Raw genomic sequence first — 25375 nt, 5'->3', positions numbered from 1 at the left:
GACGATAACAGGATTCGCCCGGCGCGGTCCGGGAGCGGCTAGTGGGAGGCGTGCAGTGATGCCCGGCGTGGCGACAGCATTGCCGTGGTCAGCCCGCGGGTGACGAGATCATCCGGGAGGGGGTTGCCCGTCGCCAGAGCAGCGCCGACGCGGGCCAGGGCAGGCGCCATCTGGATGCCATACCCGCCCTGAGCGGCGTACCAGAAGAATCCCTCGACATCCGGGTCTGCGCCCACCACGGGTGTGCGGTCGGTAGTGAAGCAGCGCTGCCCGGCCCAGGCGGAGTTCACCGTCCTGATACCGAGAGTGGTCGCCTCGTTAATCATTCCGATCGCCCGGGCCATCTCCAGCTCATCGGGCCGAGGGTCTCCCGGCGGCTGCAGGGTTTCGTCGGCCGGAGAACAGAGGAACTGGGTGCCGTCGGGTTTGAAGTAGAAGGCGTCGGATGCGTCGAGCGTCATAGGAAGCGGGCCGCGAGAACCCTCTTGTGGCATGGACACCATGAAGGCGGTGCGTCGAAGGGGCCGAATTCCGACCGGACGAGCCCCCAAGGCGTGCGCGAACTCGTCGCACCATGCACCCGCCGCATTGACAACGGTGGATGCCTCGAAGGTGCGGCCGGTGGAGTCGTGCAGGGCCCATCTGTCGCGGCGGCGGGTAGCGCCCACGATTTCCGCCGACTTCACGATCGTCCCGCCACGTCGGCGCAGGCCGCGCACATAGCCTTGGTGCAGCCCGTGAACATCCAGTTCCATCGGTGTCAGATCGAGTGTGGCCAAACGCGTGTACCCCGGACGCAGTAGGGGATTGATCTGCTCGGCGACGGCGCCGTCGAGCAACTCGGTGTGGTTGTCCTCGTGATGATGCGCACGGAGGGCGTCCTCATGTGCCGCATCGGCGATGATCAAGAGCGGCAAGGACGTCGCCAGGGGTGCATCGAAGCCGTCGACGGGATTGGTGAAGAAATCCCGGCTCGCCGCCGTCACCATCCGGATGGCCGGATTGCCGTAGTTCTCGACGAAGGTTGCGGCTGAGCGCCCCGTGGTGTGGAAGGCGAGCGTCGATTCCCGTTCCAGCAGCGCAACGCGGTGATGCTCGGCCAATTCGTAGGCGATCGACACACCAGACATCCCGCCCCCGACGACAATGGTGTCGACGGAGATGTCGGCGTCGGTGATGTGGCGCAGGGGATCTCCCGTGAATCTCGATGGGGGTGACGACTCTCTAGGTCCGAGGGTAGGTCGTCGTATTGTCGAATGGAGCTGTACGAGCACACGTAGTGGAGGTTTCGATGGCGATCACGTTGCCCGAGAATTGGGCCGACACGTTGGGGAAGCTGACCGAGTTGTACCGCGACCTGCATCGGCATCCGGAATTGTCGTTTCAAGAACATCGAACTGCGACGAAGATCCAGGAGGCTATCGCGCCGCTCGGGCTGGAGGTGACACCGGGCGTCGGTGGCACGGGGGTAGTTGCCGTGCTGCGCAATGGATCCGGTCCGGTTGTCTGGTTGCGTGCAGACTTCGATGCCCTCCCGGTGCAGGAACAGACCGGGCTTCCGTATGCAAGCACCGCCCGTGCGACGAATCCCGATGGCAAGGACGTTCCCGTCATGCACGCGTGCGGGCACGATATGCACGTTGCCGCGTTGGTGGGCACCCTTCGGCTGCTTACTGAGCTGAAAGAGACGTGGTCGGGAACGGTGGTCGCAGTTTTCCAGCCCGCCGAGGAAGTCGGTGGCGGAGCCAATGCGATGATCGCCGACGGCATTCTGGATCGGTTCCCCAAGCCCGAGATCGTTCTCGGCCAGCACGTCGGTCCGCTACTGGCGGGGATGATCGCGTACAAGACGGGTACGGCGCTGGCGGCGTCGGATTCGCTCAAGATGCAGCTGTTCGGCCGGGGTGGGCATGGCTCACAACCGGAGTCGGCAATCGATCCGGTGGTGATGGCGTCGAACGTGGTGCAGCGTCTGCAGACCATCGTGTCGCGGGAGCTGTCGCCGTTTGAACCGGCCGTGGTGACCGTCGGCTACTTGCACGCCGGGGCCAAGGACAACATCATCCCCGACGACGCGGAACTCGGGATCAATGTCCGGAGCTTCACCGAGGAGGTCCGCAGTAAGGCGCTGGCCTCGATCAATCGGATCGCGCAGGCTGAAGCGGCGGCTTCGGGCGCTGACAAGGAACCGACCGTGACCCCGCTGCACACCTTCCCCATCACCGTCGTCGACGACGCTGCGATGCAGGAGATCGCGTCGGTCTTCCGTGAGTATTTTGGCGCCGACAGGGTGATCGAGTCACCGAGCCCGCTCGCCGGCAGCGAGGACGTCGGCTTCTTCGGAACCACTGCCGGAGTCCCCACCGCCTTCTGGTTCTGGGGCGGCTATGACCAACAGCGCTTCGAGGACGCCGCTGCGGCTGGAAAGCCGGTGCCGTCCAACCATTCTCCGGAATTCGCACCGGTCCTCGAACCCACGCTGAGCACCGGCATCGAGGCGCTCACCGTGGCTGCGCTGTCACGCCTTGGTTCGTAACGGCTACCGCGGAATCCTGCTCAGCCAGTTGGACTCCCCGTCGACGGGTTGATTGTTGATGGCGACAAGCGGCACGCCGGATTTGGGGAACTGCCGCAGGATCGGCAGGTTGTTGGCCGCGATGGCGCGCGCGTCGAAGGGGATCGGCAGCCCGATCCGGATCATGTCCTGTGCCCCCAGCGGCGCATTCACCCGGCCGGCCAGATCCGCGAGCTGATCGTTACTTAGATCCGAGTCGCCTTCTTCTTCTGGTTGTTGACCTTTGGCGTAGATCTGCTCGATGAATCGCCACGTGGTGTCGCTCGATCGTGACTGGTCGGCGACGGCGTACGCCGCATAGATGGCGCGGGTGTCGTATGTGCCGCTGGCAGAGTACTTGTCGAGAAAGTCGACGAATCGCAGATTGATGTGCAGCTTGCCGGACTCGAGGCGCCTGCCGATCTCGGTGCCCTGCTCCTGCACCATTTTCCCGCTGTAGGGGCACAACGGATCGAGGTAGAGGTCGATCTGACCCGGCGCGGCAGGGTCGCCGAGGGAGAGCACGTCACCTGCCGGTGAAGCATCGGCGGCGTTGGCCAGCGCGGCATTCGGACCCAAGACCAGGACGGTGCCGAGTAGGCCGACGGCCATAGCGAAGCGTTTCAGTGCATGCACCAGTCCATTGGTACACGACGGATCACACCTTGCGGTTCTCCGAGGCAATCAGCCAGGCCAGCTTCTCCAGACCGTCGATCAGTTGGTGGAGGATGTCGGCGGTGGTGGGGTCCTCGTCGTCCACCGCGTCGTGCACGCCGCGGATGGTATTGACGGCGGTATGGATTCGTGTGGTGACCAGATCGACGACGTCGCCGGTGCTGTGCTCATAGGCAGGGAACTCGGGCAAGGTCGTGGTGGCGACGACGGTGTCCGAGCGGCCGTCGGGAACTGCGTAGAGCGCACGCATCCGCTCGGCAATGGTGTCGCTGCCCTCGCGAGCGAAATCGACGAGTTCGTCGAGTTGCAGATGCAGGTCGCGGAAGTTGGTGCCGACCACATTCCAGTGCGCCTGCTTGCCTTGCAGGTGCAGTTCGATGAGGTCGACCAGGACTCTCTGCAAGCTGCCAGCCAGCGCGGTGGAGGCATGGAAGGGCGTGACGTCGGATTCTGAGGTGCGGGTTGTGGTGGGCATGACAGGTGCAACCCACTGTTATTTGGAATGATTCCAAATAACAGTGGTGATCTACACCTCGATACGCGAACCCATGATCACCGTGCGATCACGCGGCAGGCCAAAGAACTCGGCGGCATCTGCGGTGATGTGGGATGTCGCGATGAACAGGTTTTTGCGCCAGCGAGCCAAGGTCGCTTCGCGCCCCTTGGTCAGCTCCAGCTTCGACAGAAAGTAGGTGGCGTCATCGAGGTCTAGCGGGCCCTCGGTCTCCGAGGTATCGAGCAGACTCAGCGCGTGCGGGACGTTGGGTGTCTCCATGTATCCGAAACGTGCTGTCACGTGGATGATGCCGTCCTTGGCGTAGCCCAGGTGGTCGATCGTGGTGCGCTCGGCATCGGGAACCCGCGGCACGGGCGGCGTCTCGATAGACAGGATGAGCACGTGCTCGTGCAGCACATGGTTGTGTTCGACATTCGCCCGCATGGCCAGGGGTGTTGTCTCGTTGCTCCGATTGAGGAACACCGCAGTGCCCGGCACCCGGACCACCTGTGGGGGCTCGTTGTGCAGAGTGTCGACGAACTCGCGCAGCGGTCCCTCTTCTTCCTCACGCGCCGGGGTGACTATTGCGCGACCGCGCTGCCAGGTGATCATCACCGTGAAGGCAGTGAGGCCGATCAGCAGCGGCAGCCAGGCTCCGTGCACCAGCTTGGTCAGGTTCGCCGCCAGGAACAGCAGGTCGACCGACAACAGCAAGCCTGCGCCGATCACGATCAGCCAGAGCGGGGTGTTCCAGCGGATGCGGGCCACATAGAAGAACAGCAGGGTGGTGATGGTGATGGTGCCGGTTACCGCCATACCGAAGGCGTAGGCCAAGGCGGCCGAGCTCTGGAACGCGAAGACCAGCGTGAGCACCGAGACCATAAGGACCCAGTTGATCCACGGCACATAGATCTGGCCGATCGTCGACTCCGAGGTGTGATCAATGCGCAGCCGCGGCAAATAGCCGAGCTGAGCGGCCTGCGAGGCCACGGAGTACGCGCCGGTGATCACCGCCTGGGATGCGATGACGGTGGCCGCCGTCGCGAGCAGGACCATGGGAAGCCGCGCCCACTCGGGTGCCAGTAGGAAAAACGGTGCGCTGATCGCAGATTCGTCGCCCAGGATCAATGCACCCTGGCCGAAGTAGCTCAGCGTCAACGCGGGAAGAGCAAGTCCCAGCCAGCCATAAGTGATGGCCTTTCTGCCGAAGTGCCCCATATCGGCGTACAGCGCCTCGGCGCCGGTCACCGACAGCACGACGGCCGCGAGGGCGAAGAAGGCGATGTGAAAGTGTCCCGCCATGAAACCGATTGCGTAGGTGGGGGAGAGCGCCTTCAGGATTTCGGGGTGCGTGGCGATCCCGGATACCCCGCAGGCGCCGATCGCCGTGAACCACAGAATCATCACCGGTCCGAAGAACTTCCCGACGGCGGCGGTGCCGTGGCGTTGCACCATGAACAGCGCGACGATGATGACCGCGGTGATCGGCACGATCCATACTTCCAGCTCCGGCTGGACGATCTTCAAACCCTCGACGGCCGAGAGCACCGAGATGGCGGGGGTGATCATGCTGTCACCGAAAAATAGTGCAGCACCGAATAATCCGACGCTGGCCAGCACCAGTGCACCGCGGCGGCCTTGCTTCCCGCTCCATCTCGTGAGCAGGGTGATGAGGGCCATGATGCCGCCCTCGCCGTCGTTGTCGGCACGCATCACCAGGGTGATGTAGGTGAGGGTGACGATCAGCATCACCGACCAAAAGATCAGCGACACAATGCCGTACACGTTGTCCGTGTTCAACGGGACGGGGTGCGGGTCGGCGGGGTTGAACACCGTCTGAATGGTGTAGATGGGACTTGTGCCGATATCGCCGAACACCACGCCGAGCGCACCAACCACGATGCCTAGCCGCACGGCCTTGGCCGGGGAGTGTGCGGACACGGTTACGGAGTCTTGTTGCACGGTTTCTCATTCCTGACGCGGATGGTGTGCGGCAGGGGTGATCGTAGCCCGTGGAGCCTAAATACGAGCACCATGCGCGGCAGCAGTTTCCTGATACGCAGCGGTGAGCTCGGCGAGCACCCCATCCTCGGGTATCGGTGCACCGTCGAGATGCCGGCCGCGCAGTTCGTTCATGAACCGCTCCCACATGGGTGGCCCGCCCGCCGCCAGTAGCTCGGCACGCACCGACAGCTCGGGCGAGGCGGGAAGCCAGCGGGCGCCCCAGGCGCCGAGGTGCGCGATCAGCGGGACAAGCTGAATCGCGGCCTCGGTGAGGTGGTACTCCACCTTCTGCAGATGCGAGGGGTCGTCGTCGCGGGTGAGTAGTTCGGCGTCGACGAGCTTGGCCAGCCGGCTGGCGAGAGTGTTCGAGGCGATGCCCTCAACCGATGCAGTGAGCAGCTCGCGAAAGTGGGTATTGCCACTGAACATGATGTCGCGCAAAACGATTAGGCTCCAGCGGTCGCCCAAAAGTTCCATCGTCAGGTTGATGGGGCAGGCCGACCTGCCCGGTGCCACGGGCAGCCGATTCGGATCGACTGGTTGCGTCATGCAATCAGTCTAGGGTAGCTTCCATAACTGATTGCAGAATGCAACCAGAAGGGATCTTCGAATGACCCAGCTCGTTCGCGTCCAGTGCTTCAGTGTCACCGCCGACGGATACGGTGCGGGCGAGGGGCAAAGCGAGGAAAAGCCGTTCGGGCATGCGGATCCGTCCAGGCTCATGGCCTGGGCCGGAGCCACCGCCAGCTGGGTCAACCGCACCGACCCCGGAGGAACGCGCGGCCTCGACGACTACTTCACCCGCGACTGGGCGCGAAACGTCGGCGCAGAGATTATGGGCCGCAACAAGTTCGGTCCGGTGCGTGGCCCGTGGGAGAACGAGGAATGGAAGGGGTGGTGGGGCGACGAGCCGCCATTCCACACCCCTGTGTTCGTGCTAACCCATCACGAACGTCCGTCGTTCACCTTGGGCGAGACCACCTTTCACTTCCTCAATGCAACCCCGCAGGAGGCGTTGGTTCGTGCCTTCGAGGCGGCCGACGGTAAGGACGTACGGATAGGTGGTGGCGTGGCCACGGTGCGCGCCTTCCTGGACGCGGGCCTCGTCGACACCCTGCACGTGGCGGTGGCGCCGGTGGAGATCGGTCGCGGTGAAAGGTTGTGGGAGAGCCCGGACGAGCTCACCGATCGCTATCACGTGGAGAAGATCCCTAGCGGCAGTGGTGTTGTACACCATCTGTTTTGGCGCCGCTGATCTTGCTCCGACGCATCATCCTGCACTGAGGATCGGCTAGAGCGGACCCTTGCGGGCAGCTCCCACGATCGGCACCAGGTATCGCTCCGCGAAGGCCCGTGACTCGTCGTCGGTGTCGAGTGGCAGCACCGGCGTTGGCGCCATGAGAAGTGTTGCGATGATGCGGATCACGATCTCAACCGCCTGCTCGCCAGCGGTCTCGTCGATGGTGGAGTCGTGGAAGATGCCGACGATCGCCGAACGCACCAATCGATGTTGCCCGTCTTCGGAGCGCATCATGCCGCTCGTCAGCGCGTCCGGGTCGAAGTCTCGCAGCGCCCGGACGAGTTCATTCGTGCGTGACTCGCGCACCCCCAGCACCCAAGCCTCCACCATGCGTTCCTCGGCGGTGGCGAGATCCTTGGTGGCTGCTTCCAATCTGGTGAATGCCTGCAGGACTTCGCGGGTTATCACCGCGGAGACGATCTCGTCTTTGGTCCCGCAGCGCCGGTACAGCGTCGGCTGGGACACCGCCCCGCGTTTCGCGATGGCCGCGATGGATGACTGTCGCAGGCCGTGCCGGCAGAACTCCGCCCGAGCCGCATCCAGCAGTCGATTGCGCTCGGCGTCGCCGTCGCGTGGGCGGCTCACCTTGCTCGCCACAACGTCGGCCCCGGTCATGACCCGATCTTACGGTTCCCGCGCCCACTCCGTCGTGAATGAATGAATGATTTATCTATCAATCTTGCAATATGGAGAGGAATGGGTTTACGCTCTGCCGTAGACCGACCCGTTCACGCGTGAGCAGATACTCGTCCGCTCCTCCGCACGGAAGGACGACTTGCCTTGTCTACCAATGATATTTCGGTATTGCGCGGAACGGGCGTCGAGCGCCGCGATCCGCCGGCCCTTCCGCGGGCGGCAGCCGTGCGACTCGGTATTGGTGGTCTGGGGGACCCGCTGCGGCTGCCTTATCTGCTTCTGGCCAAGGTCGCCGCCCAGTACGGCGACGTGGTCCGGCTGCACACATCTAGGCGTCCGGAGTTCACCTTCACCCTGGTCAACCATCCTGACCACATCGACCATGTGTTCACCAGGCACCACGATCGCTACACCAAGCATGAGATGACCCTGGAGCTGGTTTCCGGTGAGCCGGTGGCACTTCCATTGCTGGAAGGGCAGGAATGGAAGCGTGTCCGTTCGGCCTTCAACCCCTACTTCGGTGAGCGTGCCCTGGCGGGTGCGACGCCCCTGATGATGGAAGGGATCACCGATCGAGTGGCGGCGTGGTCGGCACACGTCGCCGGCGAGTATGTGGACCTGGAACACGAGCTGGGAGCTGTCGTGATGGACGGGCTCCTGCGATCGATGTTCAAGGTCACGCTGAGTCCGGCGGAGATCGACGCGGCAGTAGACGGTGCGCGTGACTACGGCAGGTACGTGATCAGCCGAGTGGCCCTCGGTTTCCTACCGGGCAGGTTGCCAAATCCCTTGCACCGCAGCGGCGAGAAGGCCAAGGACGAGCTCTTCGGCATGCTGAATCGTATTGTCGGAGAACGCGCGGGCTGCCCGGTGCCGGAAGCCCCCGACCTCGTGGACGCATTGCTCGGACTTGAGTTCGACGGCTGCCCCGAGCTACAGGAACGGCGGCGCCGATCCGAGGCTGCGGGGCTGGTGTTCGCCGGGTTCGAAACCACGGCAGCGGCCTTGGCGTGGACCATTGCCCTCTTGTGCCGTAACCCGAGAGCGCTCGGCAAGGCCTACGCCGAGGTCGACGCTCTCGGCGGTAAGGCACTGGAGTACGCCGATCTGGAGAACCTGAAGTACCTTCGCGCCTGCTTCGACGAGGCACAGCGATTCCAGGCCGCGCCGGCGAACGTTCGCACGGCAATTGACGACGACGAGATCGGCGGGTACTTCATCCCGAAGGGATCCCAGGTCATCATCAGCCCGTATGCGCTGCACCGTGATCCTCGTTTTTGGCAGGACCCGGAGGCGTTCCGTCCGGAGCGCTTCCTCACCGACAAGATCAATCGAAATGCCTTCCTGCCATTCAGTATTGGTCCGCGCAAGTGCATGGGTACCCGGATGGCTTACATCGAGGGTGTCCTGGTGCTGGGAACGATCCTGCAGCACTACGCATTCCAGACTCGGGACGGCTGGACGCCGCGGCACCGGGTTCGCGTGTCCACGGGCCTGGCCGGCGGTCTGCCCGTTCATCTCCTTGCCCGAAGCTCCTGAAATCAACAGAAAGAAGAACAAGAATGCGCACACTGAAGGACCTGGGACCGTCGCCCGAGCACGCGAAGTACCAGGCATTTATGCCCGAGTTCTGGAAGCGGGTCAAACAGCAGGAGACCAACGACATCGAGCGCGGCCTGCCTGCAGAGGGGCGAACCGAGTTCGCGCAGGAATGGTTCGATGCCTGGGCCGAACAGGACATCAAGAAGATCGATTACTGCCTGGCCGACGAGTGCAGCTACATCGACAGCACGACCTTCCAGGAGAACCGGCTCGGACGCCAGTTCACCATCGACAACTGTCAGTCCGCGTTCGACGTGTTCCCCGACTTCGCGTTCTACCCGCAAGATGGCGAGATTCGATCACTGCCGTACTGGGACTACTTCGAGGGTCAATGGCGCGTGACCATTCCGTGGCGGGGCGTCGGTCGAATGATCGGCGAGACCATCGAGCCGAACACTGGAGCCAAACTCAAGGGAACCGGCCGCTGTCTGAACTTTATTGGCATAGACCGGTACACGCTGACCGATGATTTCAAGATCAGTCACATCGACACCGACTGGGACATGCTGTACGGGGTGCTGCAGCTCGCCGGGCTGGGGCCGTTGGCCAAGAAGCCGGCGCTGCAGAAGATCGGGCTACGCGCGGCAGGTCTCGTGGTGCCGGCCTTCCGCGCACTCACCCTCCTCACGACACGGTGAGGAGCGGCGCAACTCCGCACTGCTAGCATCGCACTCGTGCGGATTGCGGTGATGGCGTGACAATGCCGTTGCCGCGCCACGTAATTCATGTGCGAAATCGCGCGATGGCGCTCCTGCTTGTCGGGCTGTTGGTATCGCTGGCCCTGGTGCACTGCCCCCGAGCGATTCAAGTCCTGACCCCGACGTTGTCATCACAGCCTGGACTGTCAACGTCGCGCGACAGCGGCACGTTCACCGAGGCCGCACCCGCGGCGACTCGTCATGGTTCGTGCACGGCCGCGGACTCCTCGGTTGCGCACCACTTGGCAGTCTTCTCGTGGTCAACGTGGGGTGAGCTCGTCCTGACGGCTGTGCCCGCAGTCTCCCAGCGTGTTTCTGTCTGGAGCACCGAACGCGCACCGCCCCGTCGTATCGATACGGTCATCAGTGGCCGCGCCCTTCTGCACATCCTCTGCGTCAGCCGACGCTGAGAGTTCCTTTTCGATTCGCGTCGCACACATGTGCGTCATCCGTGCCGACATATCGGCCCCGAAATCGAGCTAGAGGAACGTGAGCATGAAGAGCTATGTCAAGAGAAGTCTGTTCGAAATCCCCGATGAGGCAGGGCTTATTGCCCTTCCGGTCCGCCTGGTGATCGGCTGGACCTATTTCTCCGCCTTCTGGAGGCGAGTGGCCCTGGAGAACAAGCTGGATCCTGATGTTGCCGGCTATATCGGGGAGAAGTTCAACCACTTTCTGCCGAATGCACTAGGTATCAAACCGATCATCGGGTACTTGCTCACCCACCCTGACCTACTCAAGTGGGCGATGATCACCTTCACCGTCGTCGAAGCCGTGGTGGGACTCTGCGTGATGCTCGGACTGTGCACCCGGTTGATGAGCATTGGCGTGCTGGCCCTGGCATCGGGAATTCTGCTGGGATCGGGCTGGCTCGGCACCACCTGCCTGGATGAATGGCAGATCGGCATCCTGGGAGTGGCCAGCGGGTTCATGCTGTTCTTGACCGGTGGCGGCAGGTACTCGCTGGATCGTCTCCTTGCGGCCAGGGGTTTTTCGTTCGCAAGATCACGGTGGTTCGCGCGGCTGGCATCCGGGTCGGTGCGGATCGGGACCCCATTCGTACTCGTCGGTTCCGCTGCCGCGATGGCTCTGACGCTGTTCACCAATCAGTACTTTCACGGCGGTGTGTACGGGCCGCTGCACAACAAGTCGATCGCGCCCCGCATCGAAGTGTCTGATGCGTCGTTGACCAGCGGAGCCCTTCAGTTCACGGTCTATCGAACGGAAGGGGTCGACGTTTATGGCTCCTTCTTGATCGGTGTCGACATTGTCGACACCGATACACAGAAGCCGGTGCTGAGGGTGAACGGAGAGGAGCTTAGTTCTCTCCCCGCCCAGAACATCACCAATCACTATGTGGCCAAGGTGAAACCGGGAGAGCACAGCCTCGTCGTACCGCTCGGTGCCAAAGCACAGGTAGTGATGGATACGAAACGTGTACATATCGCGCCGGGGCGAATGTACACGGTGGTGCTCACCGATATCAGCGGCGCCACCTGGTCCAGCCCTATCACGTAGCGCTGGAGTTCACCGATGCAGCCGATGGGTGCTCGCGATGATTGCGTCGCACAGCGCCTGCTCGGGCTCCGACAGCACGCTGCGGCGGCGCAGCAGCACGAACTCCAGCTCGCCCAGGTCCGGCAGGCTCTCGTCGGTGACCGTGGCAAGCCCTGCGGGCAACAGTGATTCGGCGTGCGCCACCACGCCCATCCCCGCCAGCGCCGCCGCGCGCAGTCCCAACTGACTATCGCTGACGCAGGCGATACGCCAGGTGCGACCCTCGCGTTCCAGCGCACGCAGCGCCGCATGCCGGGTCAGGCTCGGCGGAGGATAGGTGACGATCGGCACGGGATCGCGCACCTCCTGCGTACCGGGTCGCCCCGCCCACACCAGCCGGTCCCGCCAGAGCATCTCGCCATGCTTTTCGCCGGGCAGCCGCTTGGCCACCATGAGGTCTAGTTCGCCTGCGGTCATGCGGGTTTTGAGGTATTCGCTGAGACCGACGATGAGTTCGAGGTCCACGCCCGGATGCGAGTTCTGAAACTCGACAAGGACATCCGGCAGCTCGCGAGCCACCACGTCATCGGAGGCGCCGAGCCGGATGAGACCCGTCAGTTCTGAACTCGCGAAGTAGCGATCCGCGTGGGCGTGGGCGTCGAGGATGGAACGGGCGAAGCCGACCATGGCGGCACCGTCGGCGGTCAGCGCCAGATTGCGGGTATCGCGGCGGAACAGTTCCCGCCCGGCTGCCTGCTCCAGCCGCGCGATGTGCCCGCTCACCGTCGATTGACGCAGCCCGAGGATGCGCCCCGCCGCGGTGAATCCGCCGGCGCGCTCAACGGTCAGAAACGTCCGCAGCAGCTCGGGATCCAGCATACAAATCACAGTACTCGTTCAGAGATATCACTTCTATCGGCTTTCATAATCAATGTCGGCGCCTTTACGGTGGCGTGGTGACCTGGCTGGCCAAACTCCGCATCGACGGATTTCTGCTGGGGTTGTTCGCGGCCATGGCCATCGGCGTGCTGCTTCCCGCGCGCGGCGGTGCCGCCGACCTCTTCGGCTGGGCCACCAAGATCGCTATCGGAGTGCTGTTCTTCCTTTACGGAACACGGCTCGAGCCGCGCGAGGCGCTGGAAGGTCTACGCCACTGGCGGCTGCACACCACGGTGCTGGCCGTCACCTACGTGTTGTTCCCGCTCCTCGGGCTGGCCATGAGGCTGCTCGTGCCGTCGGTACTCACCGCCGACCTCTACGTCGGGCTGCTCTATCTGTGCCTGCTGCCATCGACCGTGCAGTCCTCGATCGCCTTCACCTCCATCGCCCGCGGGAATGTCGCTGCCGCGGTGGTCAGCGCGTCGCTGTCGAATATGTTGGGCGTCTTCATGACTCCCGTGCTGGTGATGCTGCTCATGCAGACCACGGGGGAGGCGACGGTGTCACCCACCGCCATCCTGGAGATCGTGGTGCAGCTGCTGGTGCCCTTCGTGGCCGGACAATTGTTGCGGCCCAAGCTGTATCGGTTGCTTTCGCATACGACACTCACCAAGGTCGTCGACCGGGGTTCGGTCTACCTGGTGGTGTACGCGGCGTTCAGCGCGGGGATGGTCGAGCACGTCTGGCAAGGTTTACAGCTCTCCCGGCTGTTGGCGGTGGTGGCGGTCAGTGTCGTGCTGCTGGCAGTGGTGCTCGGTGTCACGGCGGGAGTCGCGCGGCTGTTCCGGTTCGACAGGGCCGATCGCATCGTGGTGATCTTCTGCGGGTCCAAGAAAAGCCTGGCGACCGGATTGCCCATGGCCACGGTGTTGTTCGCCGGGCATCCGGTGGGGCTGATCGTGCTGCCGTTGATGATCTTCCACCAGATTCAGCTGATCACCTGCGCCGCACTCGCCGGGCGGTGGGGACGAGCGGCCATGACCGCCGAAGCCGCGGAGGCCCTGGTAGTCGCGCGGCGGTAGTCGGCGCGACGTTCTGGATGTCTGTGGCCTGCTTTAGAGTTCGCATGTGATCCTGCGGAGGTGGAGGCGGAAGGCGGTTCGTGCACGTCGTCGGCTATCGCGCGCACTCGTCACAATTCTCGTCGTGGTGCTGGCCGGGCCGGTCGTCGCGTTGGCCATCTGGCCAGCAGTCGTCGTCTACCGAAACACCGGTGACGCACTGCTTGCCGCGCTGGCACAGGTCGCCTATTTGGCGTCGCCGTATGCCGTTTATGCGGTAATCCGCGGAGTAGGTTGGGGCCTGCGCGGACTCGGTGACACCCTCGCTCGACGTCAATACGAAGCTCAACTGCAGAGGTACACAACGCTATCCGGACTTGCCGAGATCGACGAGATGTCCGGTGTGGACTTCGAGACGTTTGTCGCTGCCCGCATGCTCGGAGCCGGGTGGCATATCGAGACTACCCCGGCATCCAGTGACTATGGTGTCGACCTCGTCGCTACCAGCCGCCGCGATGTCGTTGCCGTGCAGTGCAAGCGTTACTCAAAAACGGTGGGAGTCAGAGCGGTTCAAGAGGCCGTCGCGGGCGCCCGGCACTATGGCTGTACCCGCGCGATGGTGGTCAGCAACCAGGACTTCACCCGTCAGGCCCAGGTGCTGGCCGCGACCAGCGGGTGTGAGCTCATCGGACGTGATCGGCTACCGCGCTGGCTGAACCAGAGTGAGAAGCTCGCCTCTTCGAACGGCGCACCGCCCAGATGACAACCAGTAGTGCCGCGCCGAAGAGCGGGTAGCCCATCGCGATACGTGCCACGGCCAGCCAGCCGACCGAATCCTGGGTATACAACCACTCCTGCACGGCGAATCTGGACCCGAAGACGCTCGCCATGGCCAGCGTTGCCAGCGTGAAGGCGAATCGTGAGGGCGGGTCCTCATGCCAGCCTCGTCCGGCACCGGTCAGTCCATGCCAGATCACACCCGCAAGCGGCCAGCCCGCCAACACCGATGCGGTGAAGAGCAGCGCGGCAACAAGGTTCATCCAAATACCAGTCAGGAAGAAGCCCTTGGCCGACCCGATCTGGTAGGCGACAAACGCCGAGATCGCGACCCCGAACAGACCGGAGATCGCGGGCTGCAGGGGCTGGTTACGTAACCATCTCCATGCGGCGATCGCCGCACCGGTGGCCACCGCTATCCAGATCGCACCGGACAGCCCGAAGGCGCTGTTGCCTAATGCGAACGCCACGCTCGGCAGGCCGGCATAGATGAGGCCGGGCACCCCACCTGCTTGTTCGAGTGGGGTGGGCCCGCGTTCGTCTTCCACGGCTTCGGTCACAACACCAGCCGTCCGGCCAGGTGTCGAGCCAGGAAGCGTTCCGTCGCGTGGAACAGATCGATCTGGTTCTCCGGGTTGAGGAATCCGTGGCCCTCGTCCTCCTTGACGATGTATTCGACCTCGACGCCGCGGGCCCGCAGCGCCGCCACGATGTTGTCGGATTCGGCCTGCACGACTCGTACATCGTTGGCGCCCTGCACAACTAGCAACGGTGTGCGGATCTGGTCGACCCGGCTGATGGGTGAGCGAGCCAGCATGTCGGCTTCCTGTGCCGGATCCGCCGGATCGCCGACATAGAGGTACCAATTGGCGGACAGGTGTGGCCGGACAAACGGCGGCAGGGTCCGCATGAAGTTTGCGAGATTCGAGATTCCCACGTAGTCGATGGCGGCGGCGAAGACGTCGGGGGTGAAGGTCACCCCGACCAGGGCGGAGTATCCGCCGTAGGAGCCGCCGAAGATTGCGACGCGGCTCGGATCCGCGTAGCCCTGCTTGACCGCCCAATCGACGGAGTCGATCAGATCGTCATGCATTTTGCCCGCGAATTCCCCGATGGCGGCCTTGGTGAAGGCCTTTCCGTAGCCGGTGGATCCACGAAAGTTCACCTGCAACACCGCGTATCCGCGGTTGGCCAGAAACTGTACCGACGGATCGAAGCCCCAGCTGTCGCGGTGCCACGGACCGCCGTGGACCACCAGCACCAGCGGCAGTCCCGCGGGCTCGATCCCGACGGGCAGCGTCAGATACGAATGCAAGCTCAGCCCGTCGCGAGAGGTGATGGTCACTGGCGTCATGGGGGCGAGCGCTGCCGGATCTAGATGCGGGTACGGGCGGAACAATTGGCGGCTCTCGCCCGTGGCGTGATCGTAGAGATACGTGACACCGGGATCGCGATCGTGCGCGAAGCTGACCACCCAGCGCCGTCCGTCCTCGTCGGACGAAACTTCCGACAGGTCTCCATCGGACAGCGCCGTCAGTGCGTCCAAGATCGGGGCGAAATCCGAATCCAGGACGTGGATCTCCTGCCGTTCACCCAGGTATCGGACGGCGAGCAGTTCGCCCGTCTTGCGATGGCGGATCAGCGCGGGCGCCAGACCCAGCGCCGCCGCGACGTCGAAGGTCGGATGGCTGTCGACCACTGTCTCCTCCCCGGTGGTCAGATCGAGCCGCACCAGCCGGCTGCGATCGGTATCGCGATGGGAGCCGATCCACAGCCCGCTTCCATCCGGCGTCATCTGGGTGGGATTCATGCCCACCGGGTAGTCCGCGCCCGCGTAGGTCGCGAGCGTCTGCAACGTCCCGGATTCGAAGCGAGAAAATTCGACGTCTCCTTCGGGTGTGAGCGTCTGCGTGAACACCCGGTGATCCGGGCTGCAAAACCAGGCGATGACGCCGCCGGGATTCTCGGCCAGCATGGTCAGTTCGCCGGTGGCGATATCGAGTTCGTAGAGGTCGATTTCGTCGATCTTGCGATGGTTCAGCTGGATGAATGCCTTGCCGGGGCGTCCGTGCGGGCGCTCGATGCCCAGCAGTCGCACACCCGGATACGGCGTCAGATCGACAGGCGCTGCGTCGGGATCGTCCAGGTCCACCCGGTACAAGTGCCAGTTCTCGTCGCCGCCGGAATCCTGTACATAGAGCAGCCAGCGCGGATCATCGGCCCAGAAAAAGCCTGTGACGCTTCGGGTTTCGTCGTAGGTGACGCAGCGTGCGTCGGCCGGGTCGTCTCTATCGATCTCTTGCACCCAGATGTTGAGACGGTTCTTCCGCGGCGCCAGGTACGCGATCCTGGTTCCGTCCGGCGAGATCGACGCACTCGCACGCACTGGCGGATCAAAGAATTCCTCGACGGTGATCAGTTCTGGAAGGGCCATAGGCCCAGGAAAGACCATGCCGTTGGGGCATAGTCAAATGGAGCAGGTCACCATTGACCATGCCGTAGCGGCATGGTGTCAAGTGGCGGATATGTCAGCGGATCAGAGAGGTGTGACGGTGGGCTGGAGCACGCGGGAGCTCGCCGAGCTTGCCGGTACGAGTCTGCGCACGGTGCGCCACTATCACGATATTGGACTGCTCGATGAGCCCGTACGCCGTTCCAACGGGTACAAAAGCTATGGTGTCGCGCACCTGGTTCGGGTCCTGCAGATCAAACGACTTGCTGGACTGGGCCTTTCCCTGCAGCAGATTGCCGAGATGGATGAGGCCAACGAGAACCCTCAAGAGGCACTGCGGGCCATCGACACGGAGCTGGCCGCCACCATCGAGCGCCTCCGGCGGATCCGTGCAGAAATCGGGCAGATACTGTCCAGCGAGACAGTGACCGATCTTCCACTCGAGTTTGCCTCTGCCGCAGCCGATATGGACCTATCCGATACCGACCGAGCACTGGCGTATGTCATGTCACGGGTGCTCGGCCCATCCGGGCTCAAGGCATTTATCGCGATGTTCCAGGACCAGCAGGACCGTAGCCTCGACCGCCAATTCGAGGGACTGTCTGTTGATGCCGATGAGCAGGCACGGGCAGAACTTGCGGATCGGATGGCGGCACAGGCACGAAGGCTATACGCCGATCACCCCGGAATGCTGACCTCGACCGCCGATGCACCTCGCGGCCAGCAGTTCGCCGAACGTACTGTGGGCCAAGCGCTCTTGGACATGTTCAACCCGGCCCAGCTCGATGTTCTAGTGAGAGTGGGCGCGGCGGTGCGCGCCGATACCCGTTGACGTCACGGGCTGGGTTGGGGGATCTCGCAGTGGGTGACCGTCGGATTAAGACCGGCGTAGTTGAGCGGCCCGGCGATGACGGTCAGCGCTATGGTTCCCGCACTCGCACAGGTTTGGGGGCTGTCGGTGAAGTACCCACGCTGCGCGACGGCGATAGCCCCGATAATCAGCCACACGACCAATAGCAGTCCTGCATAACGCATGGTGTCCTCCTTGCCGTGCCTGCGGGCGAGGTCAGTAGTAGTGGCGGCGACCGCCGACAGCGTGTCCCATCTTGCCCGCGACCATCAGGACCAGGCCGATGACGAGAAGTACGAGTCCGATGGTCCACAGCAATCCGATATTGAGCAGAAATCCGGCGAGGAGAAGAATTGCTCCAAGCAAAATCATGGTGCCCACCTAGTTTCAGTGCTGGTAGTCACGCGTGCTGCGCTTGTTTACAGTGTCAACAGTACGCTTGGCGACGCTGGGACGCGAGGAATTCGAGGATTGCCCACCAACAGGAGGATGCGTCAGCGCCCGCTGATCAGCCGCGCCGCGCCGCGCATCACGACGCGGCCCGCGGAATGACGCAGTCGTTGCGCGGGAGACCCGGCAGCACCCTGAGGTGCCTGACCCAGTCGAGGAAAGAGGCGGAGTGCATTGTTGCGGTCGATGTCGTCGCGGGCTTGTTGATCGAGGCCAGGGTAGGTCTCCAGCCCGGCGGCGAAAAGCTTTCCGGCGGCCACCGGCGCGAAGGGCCAATCCGAACCAAAGGTGATGTGTCCTGGCTTCGCGAAGGCCAACAGCGACGGCAGCGCCGCCGCGCTGGAAGACAGCGCGGTATCGAAGTAGAAACCCGCGAAGTCGTCGAGAACGTCGGCTGGGCTACGCCCGGTATCGCTGAAGATGGCGGTCGCCATCCGATGCGATGCATAGGGAACGAAGCCACCGGCATGGCTCAGAACAAAATTGATGTTCGGATACTTTTGGCGTATTCCATTGCGCACCAGAAGGTATGCCGCACGAGTGGTGTCGAGGAGGAAATCTGCCGCGAACGGCAATACCCCCGGAACCGGTGGGCCGGGCAGGTCCGCCGGATGGATGAACACCACTGCCGAACGCGCGTCGAGCGCCGCGAACAGCTCGTCCTGGCCGCTCTCGCCCAGGTACGTACCGGCACTGTTGGCTAGTAAAACCACCCCATCGGCACGTAGATCATCAAGTGCATGAACGGTTTCCGATACAGCGTGCTGCACGTGCGGCAGCGGGATGGTGGCGAAGAACCCGAAACGGCCGGGGTGTGCGGCGACCACCCCGGCCAGCTGGTCGTTGAGATTACGAGCCAGTGCAGCGGCGTCGGCCGGGTTGGGCAGGAATGTCGTCCCTGGAGTCGACACCGACAAAATGGCGGTGCCGATGTGGAGCTCGGCCATAGTTTCCAGAGATGCCTCGGGGCTCCACTCGGGCAACGCGCGACCGCCGGCCTCGTCGATGCCCTTGGTGCGCAAGTGCTCACGGTAGTCAGCGGGAACGGCGTGATGGTGGGTGTCGATTCGCAACATGGTTCACTCCTTGGTCCTCGATATGCTGGCGCCCGCAAGCGCCGCATTCGCGGCGTGCACACCGCACATTCCGTGCGCACCCGGGCCAGGGGGAGTGGCCGCAGAGCAGATGTACATGCCCGGCACGCCGAGGCCGTACGGCGACAACGCGACCCGTGGGCCGAACACCAGCTGCCGGATGTCCTTGGCGCCGGTCATGATGTCACCCCCGACGTAGTTGGCGTTGTAAACCGACATGTCGGTGGTGGACCGCACGGCCGTGCCGACGATGCGTTCACGGAACCCGGGAGCGAATCGCTCGATCTGCCCGATGATCGCCTCGGTGGCGTCCCCGCTGTATCCGAACGGCACATGTGCGTATGTCCAGAGTGGATGGATGTCTCCGACGGAGCGTTGCGGATCGGCTAGGTACTGCTGTCCCACGAGGACGAACGGTCGCTCCGGCATGGCACCTGCGTGGATCTGCCGTTCGGCAGCGGCCACCTCGGCGTAGTTTCCCCCGAGGTGCACGGTGCCCGCGCGATGGGCATCGGGGTTGGTCCAGGGCACCCCGCCCTGGATGGCGAAGTCAACTTTGAAAGCTCCGGGGCCGTGCCGGAACTTCCTGAACGCGCGAATGACCCGTTTAGGCAGCCGTTCTCCGAGAATGTCCGCGACGGCGCCTGGTTCGAGATCGAACAACGTCAGATCGGAGCGGGGCAGTGCAGCGGCGTGTGCGACGCGGACCCCTGTCTCGACCGTGCCGCCCAGGCCGACGAGAGTTGCGACCATCGCCGTCACCAGGGAGCCGGTGCCACCCGAGACGACGGGCCAGCCGTGCCTGTGACCGGCCGTCATGATCCCTAGACCCACCGCCGCGGTCATCGGGAAATGCAATGGCCGGAATGCGTGTGCGGCGACCCCGCCATACAGCGCACGGGCAGATTCCGTGCTGAATAGCCGGGCGACCGTCGAGGCGGGTAACGCCGCGGGTAAACCGAATCGCGCCAGCTGGATCGGGTGGCCAGGTATGCGCAACAACGGCGCCGTGATGTCCTCGGACAGGGTGTCGAAATGCTGTGAGGGATAACCGAACAGCATGCGCCAACGGTCACCGTCGCTGCCCATTCCCGCAGCCGTGGTTGCCACAGACCGGTACAACACGCCAGCTGTGCCGTCATCGAGCGGATGTGCGCAATCGATCGCGGGGAGCAGCCAGCGCACGTCATGACCGTCCAGGTCCAGACTCGTCAGGAAGGATGATCCAATGGCCATCGGGTGTGCGGCGGCGCAGTGATCATGGATGAGTCCGGGAACAAGCATTTCCGAGGAACGGCAGCCGCCGCCGGGCTGATCAGTGGCCTCCAACACAGTGACCGATATCCCTGCACGCGCGAGGGTGATTGCTGCAGCGAGCCCGTTGGGCCCGCTGCCCACAACCGTCGCAGTGCTCATCGTGCTGCCGTGGGTTTCACGTGTGCGTCATGAAAGACGCAGTAAATCAATGAATTACCAGCGTCCAGCACCGCGTTGCCCACCTCCGTCGTCTCGGTCAACACAGTCTACAAACCGAGGGACCGATTCTTGGCTGGCGCCATATCGCCCCGATTTCCTCAGTTGACGAAACTGCAAACATCGTGCAAATTTTGTCCCCGTGGCGGTACTTAGCGAGCAGGCAGGAATCGGAAATCTTGTAGATCAACTACAAGTCCGACATCCGGGACTGACCCGCGACGTCGTGGAAGCGGTGGTACGTGCCGAACATTCCCGCTTCGACGGGCGTCCGCTGCGTGACTACGTTCCGCTGCTGGTCGAGCGGCGCGCACGCGAGGAATTGGCACTGCTCGGCGTCTAGCGGATCTATCGGGACCCGTGGATCGCGGCGCGAATCGCGGGTTCTGCGGAGCTGTTGGCGATGAACAGCATCTCGTCACCAGCCTCCAGGACATCCTCAGGTGTGGGCAGCACCACCGTCGCACCCCGAAGTACCGTCACGAGTGCGGTGTTAGGTGGTAGTGCCAGTTCCTCCACGCGCTGTCCCACGAGTGGATTATCTTCGGGCAGTGTGAGTTTGGTCAGATCGGCGCGGCCCTCGCGCAGCCCCATGAGGCGCACCAGGTGCCCGATGTCGATCGCGCCCTCAATACTCGCGACCATGGCCCCGGGCGTGGAGACCGCGACATCCACGCCCCACGCCTGTCCGAACAGCCACTGATTGCGGATGTCGTTGATACGGGCGACAACCCGGGGCACACCGAATTCCGACTTGGCCAGCAGGCCGACGACGAGGTTGGCCTTGTCGTCTCCCGTGGCGGCGACCACGACGTCACAAGTCTGAATGCCCGCCTCTTCCAAGGTGTCCAACTCGCAGGCATCGGCATTGAGCCAGTCCGCTCCGGGCACCGTCTCCGGTTCGAAGTTGCTGCGCTCGTGTTCGATCAGCAGGACCTTATGCCCATAATCAAGCAGCTCGCGCGCGACGGAACGACCGACCTTGCCGGCGCCGGCAATCGCGACGCGCATCTTCCGTTCCGCCACCCCGCTATCGTGCCCTATTAACCGGAGTCGACCGACGGGAACGAAGTGAGCCTGCACCAGCTGTACTTGGCCTTGCTCATCGGCGGGCTTGTGCTGCTCGCCAGCATCGTCGGCACGCGCGTAGCCACGCGCATTGGGTTCCCCAGCCTCTTGTTCTTTCTCCTGGTCGGAGTCGTCCTCGGTGAGGACGGGCTCGGGCTGGAATTCGACAACGTGGAATTGGCCCGGAACGTGTGCACCGCGGCGCTCGCGGTAATCCTCGTCGAGGGCGGTTTGACCACCCGGTTCTCCGATATCCGCAAGGTGCTCGCGCCCGCCGGCGCGATGGCGACGGTCGGCGTCGTGATCAGCACCTTGGTCACCGCGGTCGGTGCGCATGTGCTGTTGCGCATGGACTGGCAGCTGGCCTTGCTGCTCGGTGCCATCGTGTCTTCCACCGATGCCGCCGCGGTGTTCTCGGTGTTGCGGGTGCTGCCGCTGCCGCGCAGGGTCGCTGGCCTGTTGGAGGCCGAGTCCGGTTTCAACGACGCACCCGCGGTGATCTTGGTCCTGATGTTCAGCGTGCTGCCCTTCGTGTTCGAGCCCAAGAGCGCGGTGCTGCAGATCGTCTACGAGCTGCTGGCCGGTTCGGCGATAGGCCTAGGTGCCGGTTTCCTCGGGGCGATGGCGCTGCGCCGCGTGGCCCTGCCCGCCTCGGGGCTGTACCCGATCGCGACGTTCGGCCTGGGCCTGGTGGCGTTCGCCGCCTCGGGGGCTGTGCACGCCAGTGGCTTCATAGCTGCCTATCTGGCCGCAGTGGTGCTGGCCAACTCGGGTCTGCCGCACCGATCGGCCACCCGATCGTTCGCCGAGGGTCTGGGTTGGCTGGCACAGATCGGCCTGTTCGTATTGCTTGGCCTGCTGGTGAACCCGACCGAGCTGGTGCAGGACATCGTTCCGGCGATCGTCATCGGCCTGGTGCTGCTGCTGGTGGCGCGGCCACTGTCGGTGGTGGGCTCCCTTGCCGGGTTTCGCCTCCCCTGGCGTGAGCAGGCGTTCCTCTCCTGGGCCGGTCTGCGTGGCGCCGTTCCGGTGGTGCTGGCGACCTTCCCCATCGTGGAGGGAGTGCCCGACAGTTACCGGCTGCTCAACATCGTGTTCGTCCTGGTGGTGGTCTTCACCCTGGTGCAGGGTCCGAGCCTGAGGCCCGTCGCGCACCTGCTGGGCCTGATCACCAGAGAGGCGACCCGCGAAATCCAGGTCGAGGCAGCACCTTTGGATGTGCTCGATGCCGAGCTGCTCACCATGAAGGTGCAGCCGGCATCGCGGTTGCGCAACGTGACCATCCTGGAGCTGCGGCTTCCGGATCCGGCCGTCGTCACCCTGATCATCAGGCAGGGCAACACCTTCGTCCCGCTGCCCGACACCCGGATCGAATCGGACGATGAGCTGATGATCGTCACCACCAGCAAGACTCGGGCGTTGACGGAGTCGCGGCTGCGTGCGGTGAGCCGGCGCGGCAAGCTCGCGTACTGGTTCGATGAATACGGTGAAGTCTGATTCTCAGTGCGCGAGCATGATTTCGCGCGCCGAGTCGGACGGAGAGCTCCACACGCGTTGGGGCGCTGAGTCTACGACGGCTTCCGGGGCCGCAGGCCGGGGACAAGCATGGGGACCTTCTGTCTGTACTCGCGATACGGCTCGCCCAATACCTCACGCAGATCACGTTCTTCGAACTGAAGGGCCACCACGATGTATGCCGTTGTTGCCGCTGCGAATAGAAGGTGCCCCGCCGACATCGAGGGTGTCGCCCAGAACGCCACGATGAACCCCAACATCAGGGGATGTCGTACCAGTCGATACAGCATGGTCACGCGGAACTCCACGTGGCTGTAGGGCTTTGCCTGCCACGCGAGATGGACCTGACGCAGTCCGAACAGGTCGAAATGGTTGATCATGAAGGTCGATGCGAGCACGAGCGCCCACCCAAGCCAGAAAAGGGCGTACAGGGCGATCCGTCCGGGTGCCCAGTCAACCTCCCAGATCGGTGCGGGCAGGGTCCTCCACTGCCAAAACAACAGGACTAGAAGAAGACTCGACACCAACACATACGTGCTGCGCTCGATCGTGTCGGGAACCAGTCGAGTCCACCAGACCTTGAAGCCGGGGCGGGCCATCACGCTGTGCGGCACGGCGAACAGTGTGAGCAGCACGATGTTGACCACGATGGCTTCGGCCGTCGACGCCGCGATGCCGCCGTCGACGGTGCGCGGTACGACGAAGTTCCCCACGAATCCAATCGAATAGAGAAATGCCGCGAGGAATGTGAGGTACGAGAGGCCTCCGTATCCGACGATCAACATGCGCTTCATGCTGGCCTCCTTGATGCGGCTTTGTGCTGATTCATGGAGTTCACAGGGCGGCCCGACATCCACCACTCGGGGTAGCCTTCGGTAAGACGTTGTGCGCGAATGCCTTTGGCTTGCAGGGTGTCGACCGCTTCGTCGGCGTAGACGCAGTAGGGCCCGCGGCAATAGGCGATGTAGTGCTTGTCGTGTGGAAGTCCAGCGAGACGTTCGTGGAGCTGGTCGATGGGCACGGACACCGCCCCGGCGATATGGCCTGCCGCGTATTCCTGGGCGGGCCGTACATCGAGCACGACGACCTCGCCTGCAGTCATGCGGCGCATCAGCTCATCAGGGGGCACGGGTTCGAGGCTGTCGCGATCCCCGAGGAAGTCACGTACTACTCGATCCACCTCGGCCAGGTGCTGCTCGGCGGTGCGCCGGAGCGCCAGGACGAGGCCGGTGACCTCTGGGCCGGACAGTCGGTAGCGGACAAAGGTCCCATCGCGTTCGGCGGTCACGAGCTGCGCTTGGCGCAGTACTTGGAGGTGGCGGGAGGCGTTTGCGATAGAGAGGGCGGCCTCGGTGGCGAGCGATTCGACGGTCCGCTCACTCTGGGCCAGCAGGTCGAGAATCTCTAGGCGGGGCCCGCTTGAGAGGGCCTTGCCGATCCGTGCGAACTCCCCGTAGAGCCCATCTTTGAAGTCACGTTTGGTCTCCGGTGCAACGGTCACCGGCTCACTATAGATCCATTGATCTAGTATTCAATAGAGTAATTGAATTACGAGGTAGATTGCATGAAAGGGGCCACGCGTGAATGCAGATTTGGGAGCGGTGCAGCGCGCGCACTGGGATGGCACCTATCAACTGCATCCGGATATGTATGGAGCCCGGCCATCGGCGCCGGCGGTGTATGCGGTGCGGTTGTTCGGGGCGGCCGGCGCACGCCGCGTACTCGAGCTGGCGGCCGGTCACGGCCGAGACGCGCTCTACTTCGCTCGGGAGGGCTGCTCCGTAGTCGCCACCGATTTCAGCGAGGTCGCCATCGAACAGATCCGGGAATCCGCCGAGGCGCAAGGTGTCACCGCGAACCTCTCGGTGGCAATGCATGACTTGCGGGAGCCCTTGCCGATGGAGGACGAATCCTTCGATGCGGTCTTCGCGCACATGGCGTTGTGTATGGCCTTCTCCACGAGGGAGATTCACGGCATTGTGGGCGAGATCCACCGAGTGCTGCGGCCGGGCGGAAGGCTCGTTTACACCGTTCGTCACACCGGTGATGCGCACTTCGGATCCGGCGTACCTCGGGGCGACGACATCTTTGAGCATGGGGGTTTCGCGGTGCACTTCTTTTCCCGCGAACTCGTCGACGAACTAGCGGAGGGATGGACGCTCGACGAGGTGTACGCGTTCGAGGAGGGCGATCTGCCGCGGCGTCTGTGGCGGATTACCGCGACGAAATGGGGGTGATCCTGCTCACCCTGAGATGGCAGCCATGGTCGTGATTACGGGCCGCATCCAGCAAGA

At 63.6% G+C, this 25375-nt stretch carries 27 protein-coding genes and 1 pseudogene; 12 read left to right on the top strand and 16 right to left on the bottom strand.

Annotation, left to right across the window (positions count from 1 at the left end; all coding sequences use genetic code 11):
• Nucleotides 1–38: 38 nt before the first annotated feature.
• A complete protein-coding gene (locus FZI91_RS08450) occupies nucleotides 39–1187 on the bottom strand; it encodes an FAD-binding oxidoreductase (protein ID WP_155938633.1) in 1149 nt (382 codons plus the stop codon).
• A 104-nt stretch (nucleotides 1188–1291) separates the two neighbouring features.
• Between FZI91_RS08450 and FZI91_RS08445 the strand changes: the two genes are divergently transcribed.
• Nucleotides 1292–2536, top strand: a complete 1245-nt coding sequence (locus FZI91_RS08445) for an amidohydrolase (protein WP_155938432.1) — start codon at nucleotides 1292–1294, stop codon at nucleotides 2534–2536.
• Between the two features lie 3 nt (nucleotides 2537–2539).
• Here FZI91_RS08445 and FZI91_RS08440 read toward each other — a convergent pair whose 3' ends face one another.
• From FZI91_RS08440 to FZI91_RS08425, 4 genes are all read right to left on the bottom strand, one after another.
• Entirely contained in the window at nucleotides 2540–3190 is a 651-nt protein-coding gene (locus FZI91_RS08440) for a thioredoxin domain-containing protein (RefSeq protein ID WP_162526538.1), read from the bottom strand.
• 22 nt (nucleotides 3191–3212) lie between these two features.
• The gene (locus FZI91_RS08435; protein WP_155938430.1) at nucleotides 3213–3704 is read right to left on the bottom strand and encodes a Dps family protein; all 492 of its coding nucleotides are present in this window, start codon (nucleotides 3702–3704) and stop codon (nucleotides 3213–3215) included.
• A gap of 51 nt (nucleotides 3705–3755) precedes the next feature.
• Entirely contained in the window at nucleotides 3756–5666 is a 1911-nt protein-coding gene (locus FZI91_RS08430; protein WP_309224178.1) for a potassium transporter Kup, read from the bottom strand.
• Between the two features lie 78 nt (nucleotides 5667–5744).
• Entirely contained in the window at nucleotides 5745–6278 is a 534-nt protein-coding gene (locus tag FZI91_RS08425) for a helix-turn-helix domain-containing protein (RefSeq protein ID WP_155938428.1), read from the bottom strand.
• A gap of 61 nt (nucleotides 6279–6339) precedes the next feature.
• Between FZI91_RS08425 and FZI91_RS08420 the strand changes: the two genes are divergently transcribed.
• Nucleotides 6340–6984: a dihydrofolate reductase family protein gene (locus FZI91_RS08420; RefSeq protein WP_155938426.1), complete on the top strand. Its 645-nt coding sequence runs from the start codon at nucleotides 6340–6342 to the stop codon at nucleotides 6982–6984.
• Nucleotides 6985–7020: 36 nt separating this feature from the next.
• On the opposite strand, the gene FZI91_RS08415 is transcribed toward FZI91_RS08420, so the two are convergent.
• Nucleotides 7021–7644, bottom strand: a complete 624-nt coding sequence (locus FZI91_RS08415; RefSeq protein ID WP_155938424.1) for a TetR/AcrR family transcriptional regulator — start codon at nucleotides 7642–7644, stop codon at nucleotides 7021–7023.
• Between the two features lie 165 nt (nucleotides 7645–7809).
• Between FZI91_RS08415 and FZI91_RS08410 the strand changes: the two genes are divergently transcribed.
• The 4 genes from FZI91_RS08410 to FZI91_RS08395 all read left to right on the top strand — a co-directional run bounded on the left by FZI91_RS08410 (nucleotide 7810) and on the right by FZI91_RS08395 (nucleotide 11483).
• Nucleotides 7810–9204 (top strand): cytochrome P450, encoded by a 1395-nt coding sequence (locus FZI91_RS08410; RefSeq protein ID WP_155938422.1) that lies wholly within the window; start codon nucleotides 7810–7812, stop codon nucleotides 9202–9204.
• An 80-nt stretch (nucleotides 9205–9284) separates the two neighbouring features.
• On the top strand, nucleotides 9285–9905 hold the full coding sequence (locus FZI91_RS08405) for a nuclear transport factor 2 family protein (protein WP_155938631.1): 621 nt from the start codon (nucleotides 9285–9287) through the stop codon (nucleotides 9903–9905).
• 56 nt (nucleotides 9906–9961) lie between these two features.
• Nucleotides 9962–10375, top strand: a complete 414-nt coding sequence (locus tag FZI91_RS08400; protein WP_162526536.1) for a hypothetical protein — start codon at nucleotides 9962–9964, stop codon at nucleotides 10373–10375.
• Between the two features lie 85 nt (nucleotides 10376–10460).
• The gene (locus FZI91_RS08395; protein WP_155938418.1) at nucleotides 10461–11483 is read left to right on the top strand and encodes a TQO small subunit DoxD; all 1023 of its coding nucleotides are present in this window, start codon (nucleotides 10461–10463) and stop codon (nucleotides 11481–11483) included.
• A 9-nt stretch (nucleotides 11484–11492) separates the two neighbouring features.
• Here the strand turns inward: FZI91_RS08395 and FZI91_RS08390 are convergent, their stop codons facing one another.
• Nucleotides 11493–12347 carry a LysR substrate-binding domain-containing protein gene (locus tag FZI91_RS08390; RefSeq protein ID WP_162526563.1) on the bottom strand — a complete coding sequence of 285 codons (855 nt, stop codon included), beginning with the start codon at nucleotides 12345–12347 and terminating at the stop codon, nucleotides 11493–11495.
• Nucleotides 12348–12418: 71 nt separating this feature from the next.
• On the opposite strand from FZI91_RS08390, the pseudogene FZI91_RS08385 reads away from it, so the two are divergent.
• Both FZI91_RS08385 and FZI91_RS08380 read left to right on the top strand, forming a co-directional pair.
• Nucleotides 12419–13473: pseudogene (locus FZI91_RS08385) on the top strand (bile acid:sodium symporter family protein).
• Between the two features lie 74 nt (nucleotides 13474–13547).
• A complete protein-coding gene (locus FZI91_RS08380) occupies nucleotides 13548–14165 on the top strand; it encodes a restriction endonuclease (protein WP_162526562.1) in 618 nt (205 codons plus the stop codon).
• Here FZI91_RS08380 and FZI91_RS08375 read toward each other — a convergent pair.
• On the bottom strand, nucleotides 14086–14739 hold the full coding sequence (locus FZI91_RS08375) for a DUF3159 domain-containing protein (RefSeq protein WP_162526534.1): 654 nt from the start codon (nucleotides 14737–14739) through the stop codon (nucleotides 14086–14088). The genes FZI91_RS08380 and FZI91_RS08375 overlap by 80 nt on opposite strands.
• A complete protein-coding gene (locus FZI91_RS08370; protein WP_155938414.1) occupies nucleotides 14736–16613 on the bottom strand; it encodes a S9 family peptidase in 1878 nt (625 codons plus the stop codon). The genes FZI91_RS08375 and FZI91_RS08370 overlap by 4 nt, the downstream gene beginning before the upstream one ends.
• Nucleotides 16614–16704: 91 nt before the next feature.
• Between FZI91_RS08370 and FZI91_RS08365 the strand changes: the two genes are divergently transcribed.
• Nucleotides 16705–17463, top strand: coding sequence for a MerR family transcriptional regulator (locus FZI91_RS08365; RefSeq protein WP_155938412.1), 759 nt, complete (start codon nucleotides 16705–16707; stop codon nucleotides 17461–17463).
• Nucleotides 17464–17465: 2 nt separating this feature from the next.
• Here FZI91_RS08365 and FZI91_RS08360 read toward each other — a convergent pair whose 3' ends face one another.
• From FZI91_RS08360 to FZI91_RS08345, 4 genes are all read right to left on the bottom strand, one after another.
• Nucleotides 17466–17666 (bottom strand): hypothetical protein, encoded by a 201-nt coding sequence (locus FZI91_RS08360; RefSeq protein ID WP_155938410.1) that lies wholly within the window; start codon nucleotides 17664–17666, stop codon nucleotides 17466–17468.
• Between the two features lie 31 nt (nucleotides 17667–17697).
• Nucleotides 17698–17853 carry a DUF6131 family protein gene (locus tag FZI91_RS08355; protein ID WP_155938408.1) on the bottom strand — a complete coding sequence of 52 codons (156 nt, stop codon included), beginning with the start codon at nucleotides 17851–17853 and terminating at the stop codon, nucleotides 17698–17700.
• A 122-nt stretch (nucleotides 17854–17975) separates the two neighbouring features.
• Nucleotides 17976–19007, bottom strand: a complete 1032-nt coding sequence (locus FZI91_RS08350) for an amidohydrolase family protein (RefSeq protein ID WP_155938406.1) — start codon at nucleotides 19005–19007, stop codon at nucleotides 17976–17978.
• Nucleotides 19008–19010: 3 nt separating this feature from the next.
• On the bottom strand, nucleotides 19011–20441 hold the full coding sequence (locus FZI91_RS08345) for an NAD(P)/FAD-dependent oxidoreductase (RefSeq protein WP_155938404.1): 1431 nt from the start codon (nucleotides 20439–20441) through the stop codon (nucleotides 19011–19013).
• 199 nt (nucleotides 20442–20640) lie between these two features.
• Between FZI91_RS08345 and FZI91_RS08340 the strand changes: the two genes are divergently transcribed.
• A complete protein-coding gene (locus tag FZI91_RS08340; RefSeq protein ID WP_155938402.1) occupies nucleotides 20641–20841 on the top strand; it encodes a three-helix bundle dimerization domain-containing protein in 201 nt (66 codons plus the stop codon).
• Between the two features lie 5 nt (nucleotides 20842–20846).
• Here FZI91_RS08340 and FZI91_RS08335 read toward each other — a convergent pair whose 3' ends face one another.
• On the bottom strand, nucleotides 20847–21509 hold the full coding sequence (locus tag FZI91_RS08335) for a TrkA family potassium uptake protein (protein ID WP_155938627.1): 663 nt from the start codon (nucleotides 21507–21509) through the stop codon (nucleotides 20847–20849).
• Between the two features lie 60 nt (nucleotides 21510–21569).
• Here FZI91_RS08335 and FZI91_RS08330 point away from each other — a divergent pair, with 60 nt between their 5' ends.
• Nucleotides 21570–23063 carry a potassium/proton antiporter gene (locus FZI91_RS08330; RefSeq protein ID WP_162526533.1) on the top strand — a complete coding sequence of 498 codons (1494 nt, stop codon included), beginning with the start codon at nucleotides 21570–21572 and terminating at the stop codon, nucleotides 23061–23063.
• A 71-nt stretch (nucleotides 23064–23134) separates the two neighbouring features.
• Here the strand turns inward: FZI91_RS08330 and mddA are convergent, their stop codons facing one another.
• Both mddA and FZI91_RS08320 read right to left on the bottom strand, forming a co-directional pair.
• Nucleotides 23135–23875 (bottom strand): methanethiol S-methyltransferase, encoded by a 741-nt coding sequence (gene mddA / locus FZI91_RS08325; RefSeq protein WP_155938400.1) that lies wholly within the window; start codon nucleotides 23873–23875, stop codon nucleotides 23135–23137.
• Entirely contained in the window at nucleotides 23872–24582 is a 711-nt protein-coding gene (locus tag FZI91_RS08320; RefSeq protein WP_162526532.1) for a metalloregulator ArsR/SmtB family transcription factor, read from the bottom strand. The genes mddA and FZI91_RS08320 overlap by 4 nt, the downstream gene beginning before the upstream one ends.
• A gap of 79 nt (nucleotides 24583–24661) precedes the next feature.
• Between FZI91_RS08320 and FZI91_RS08315 the strand changes: the two genes are divergently transcribed.
• The gene (locus FZI91_RS08315) at nucleotides 24662–25318 is read left to right on the top strand and encodes a class I SAM-dependent methyltransferase (protein ID WP_309224177.1); all 657 of its coding nucleotides are present in this window, start codon (nucleotides 24662–24664) and stop codon (nucleotides 25316–25318) included.
• The last annotated feature ends 57 nt before the right edge of the window (nucleotides 25319–25375 follow it).

The organism is Mycobacteroides sp. CBMA 271 (genome assembly GCF_009729205.1).
GTDB lineage: Bacteria > Actinomycetota > Actinomycetes > Mycobacteriales > Mycobacteriaceae > Mycobacterium.
This window is presented reverse-complemented; position numbering and strand designations above follow the sequence as displayed.

Excerpts from the sequence above, each read along its gene's own strand:
- FZI91_RS08445 (WP_155938432.1), top strand. The coding sequence starts at position 1,292 with ATGGCGATCACGTTGCCCGAGAATTGGGCCGACACGTTGGGGAAGCTG.
- FZI91_RS08435 (WP_155938430.1), bottom strand. The coding sequence starts at position 3,704 with ATGCCCACCACAACCCGCACCTCAGAATCCGACGTCACGCCCTTCCAT.
- FZI91_RS08425 (WP_155938428.1), bottom strand. The coding sequence starts at position 6,278 with ATGACGCAACCAGTCGATCCGAATCGGCTGCCCGTGGCACCGGGCAGG.
- FZI91_RS08420 (WP_155938426.1), top strand. The coding sequence starts at position 6,340 with ATGACCCAGCTCGTTCGCGTCCAGTGCTTCAGTGTCACCGCCGACGGA.
- FZI91_RS08415 (WP_155938424.1), bottom strand. The coding sequence starts at position 7,644 with ATGACCGGGGCCGACGTTGTGGCGAGCAAGGTGAGCCGCCCACGCGAC.
- FZI91_RS08405 (WP_155938631.1), top strand. The coding sequence starts at position 9,285 with ATGCCCGAGTTCTGGAAGCGGGTCAAACAGCAGGAGACCAACGACATC.
- FZI91_RS08395 (WP_155938418.1), top strand. The coding sequence starts at position 10,461 with ATGAAGAGCTATGTCAAGAGAAGTCTGTTCGAAATCCCCGATGAGGCA.
- FZI91_RS08370 (WP_155938414.1), bottom strand. The coding sequence starts at position 16,613 with ATGGCCCTTCCAGAACTGATCACCGTCGAGGAATTCTTTGATCCGCCA.
- FZI91_RS08365 (WP_155938412.1), top strand. The coding sequence starts at position 16,705 with ATGTCAGCGGATCAGAGAGGTGTGACGGTGGGCTGGAGCACGCGGGAG.
- FZI91_RS08360 (WP_155938410.1), bottom strand. The coding sequence starts at position 17,666 with ATGCGTTATGCAGGACTGCTATTGGTCGTGTGGCTGATTATCGGGGCT.
- FZI91_RS08355 (WP_155938408.1), bottom strand. The coding sequence starts at position 17,853 with ATGATTTTGCTTGGAGCAATTCTTCTCCTCGCCGGATTTCTGCTCAAT.
- FZI91_RS08350 (WP_155938406.1), bottom strand. The coding sequence starts at position 19,007 with ATGTTGCGAATCGACACCCACCATCACGCCGTTCCCGCTGACTACCGT.
- FZI91_RS08345 (WP_155938404.1), bottom strand. The coding sequence starts at position 20,441 with ATGAGCACTGCGACGGTTGTGGGCAGCGGGCCCAACGGGCTCGCTGCA.
- FZI91_RS08335 (WP_155938627.1), bottom strand. The coding sequence starts at position 21,509 with ATGCGCGTCGCGATTGCCGGCGCCGGCAAGGTCGGTCGTTCCGTCGCG.
- mddA (WP_155938400.1), bottom strand. The coding sequence starts at position 23,875 with ATGAAGCGCATGTTGATCGTCGGATACGGAGGCCTCTCGTACCTCACA.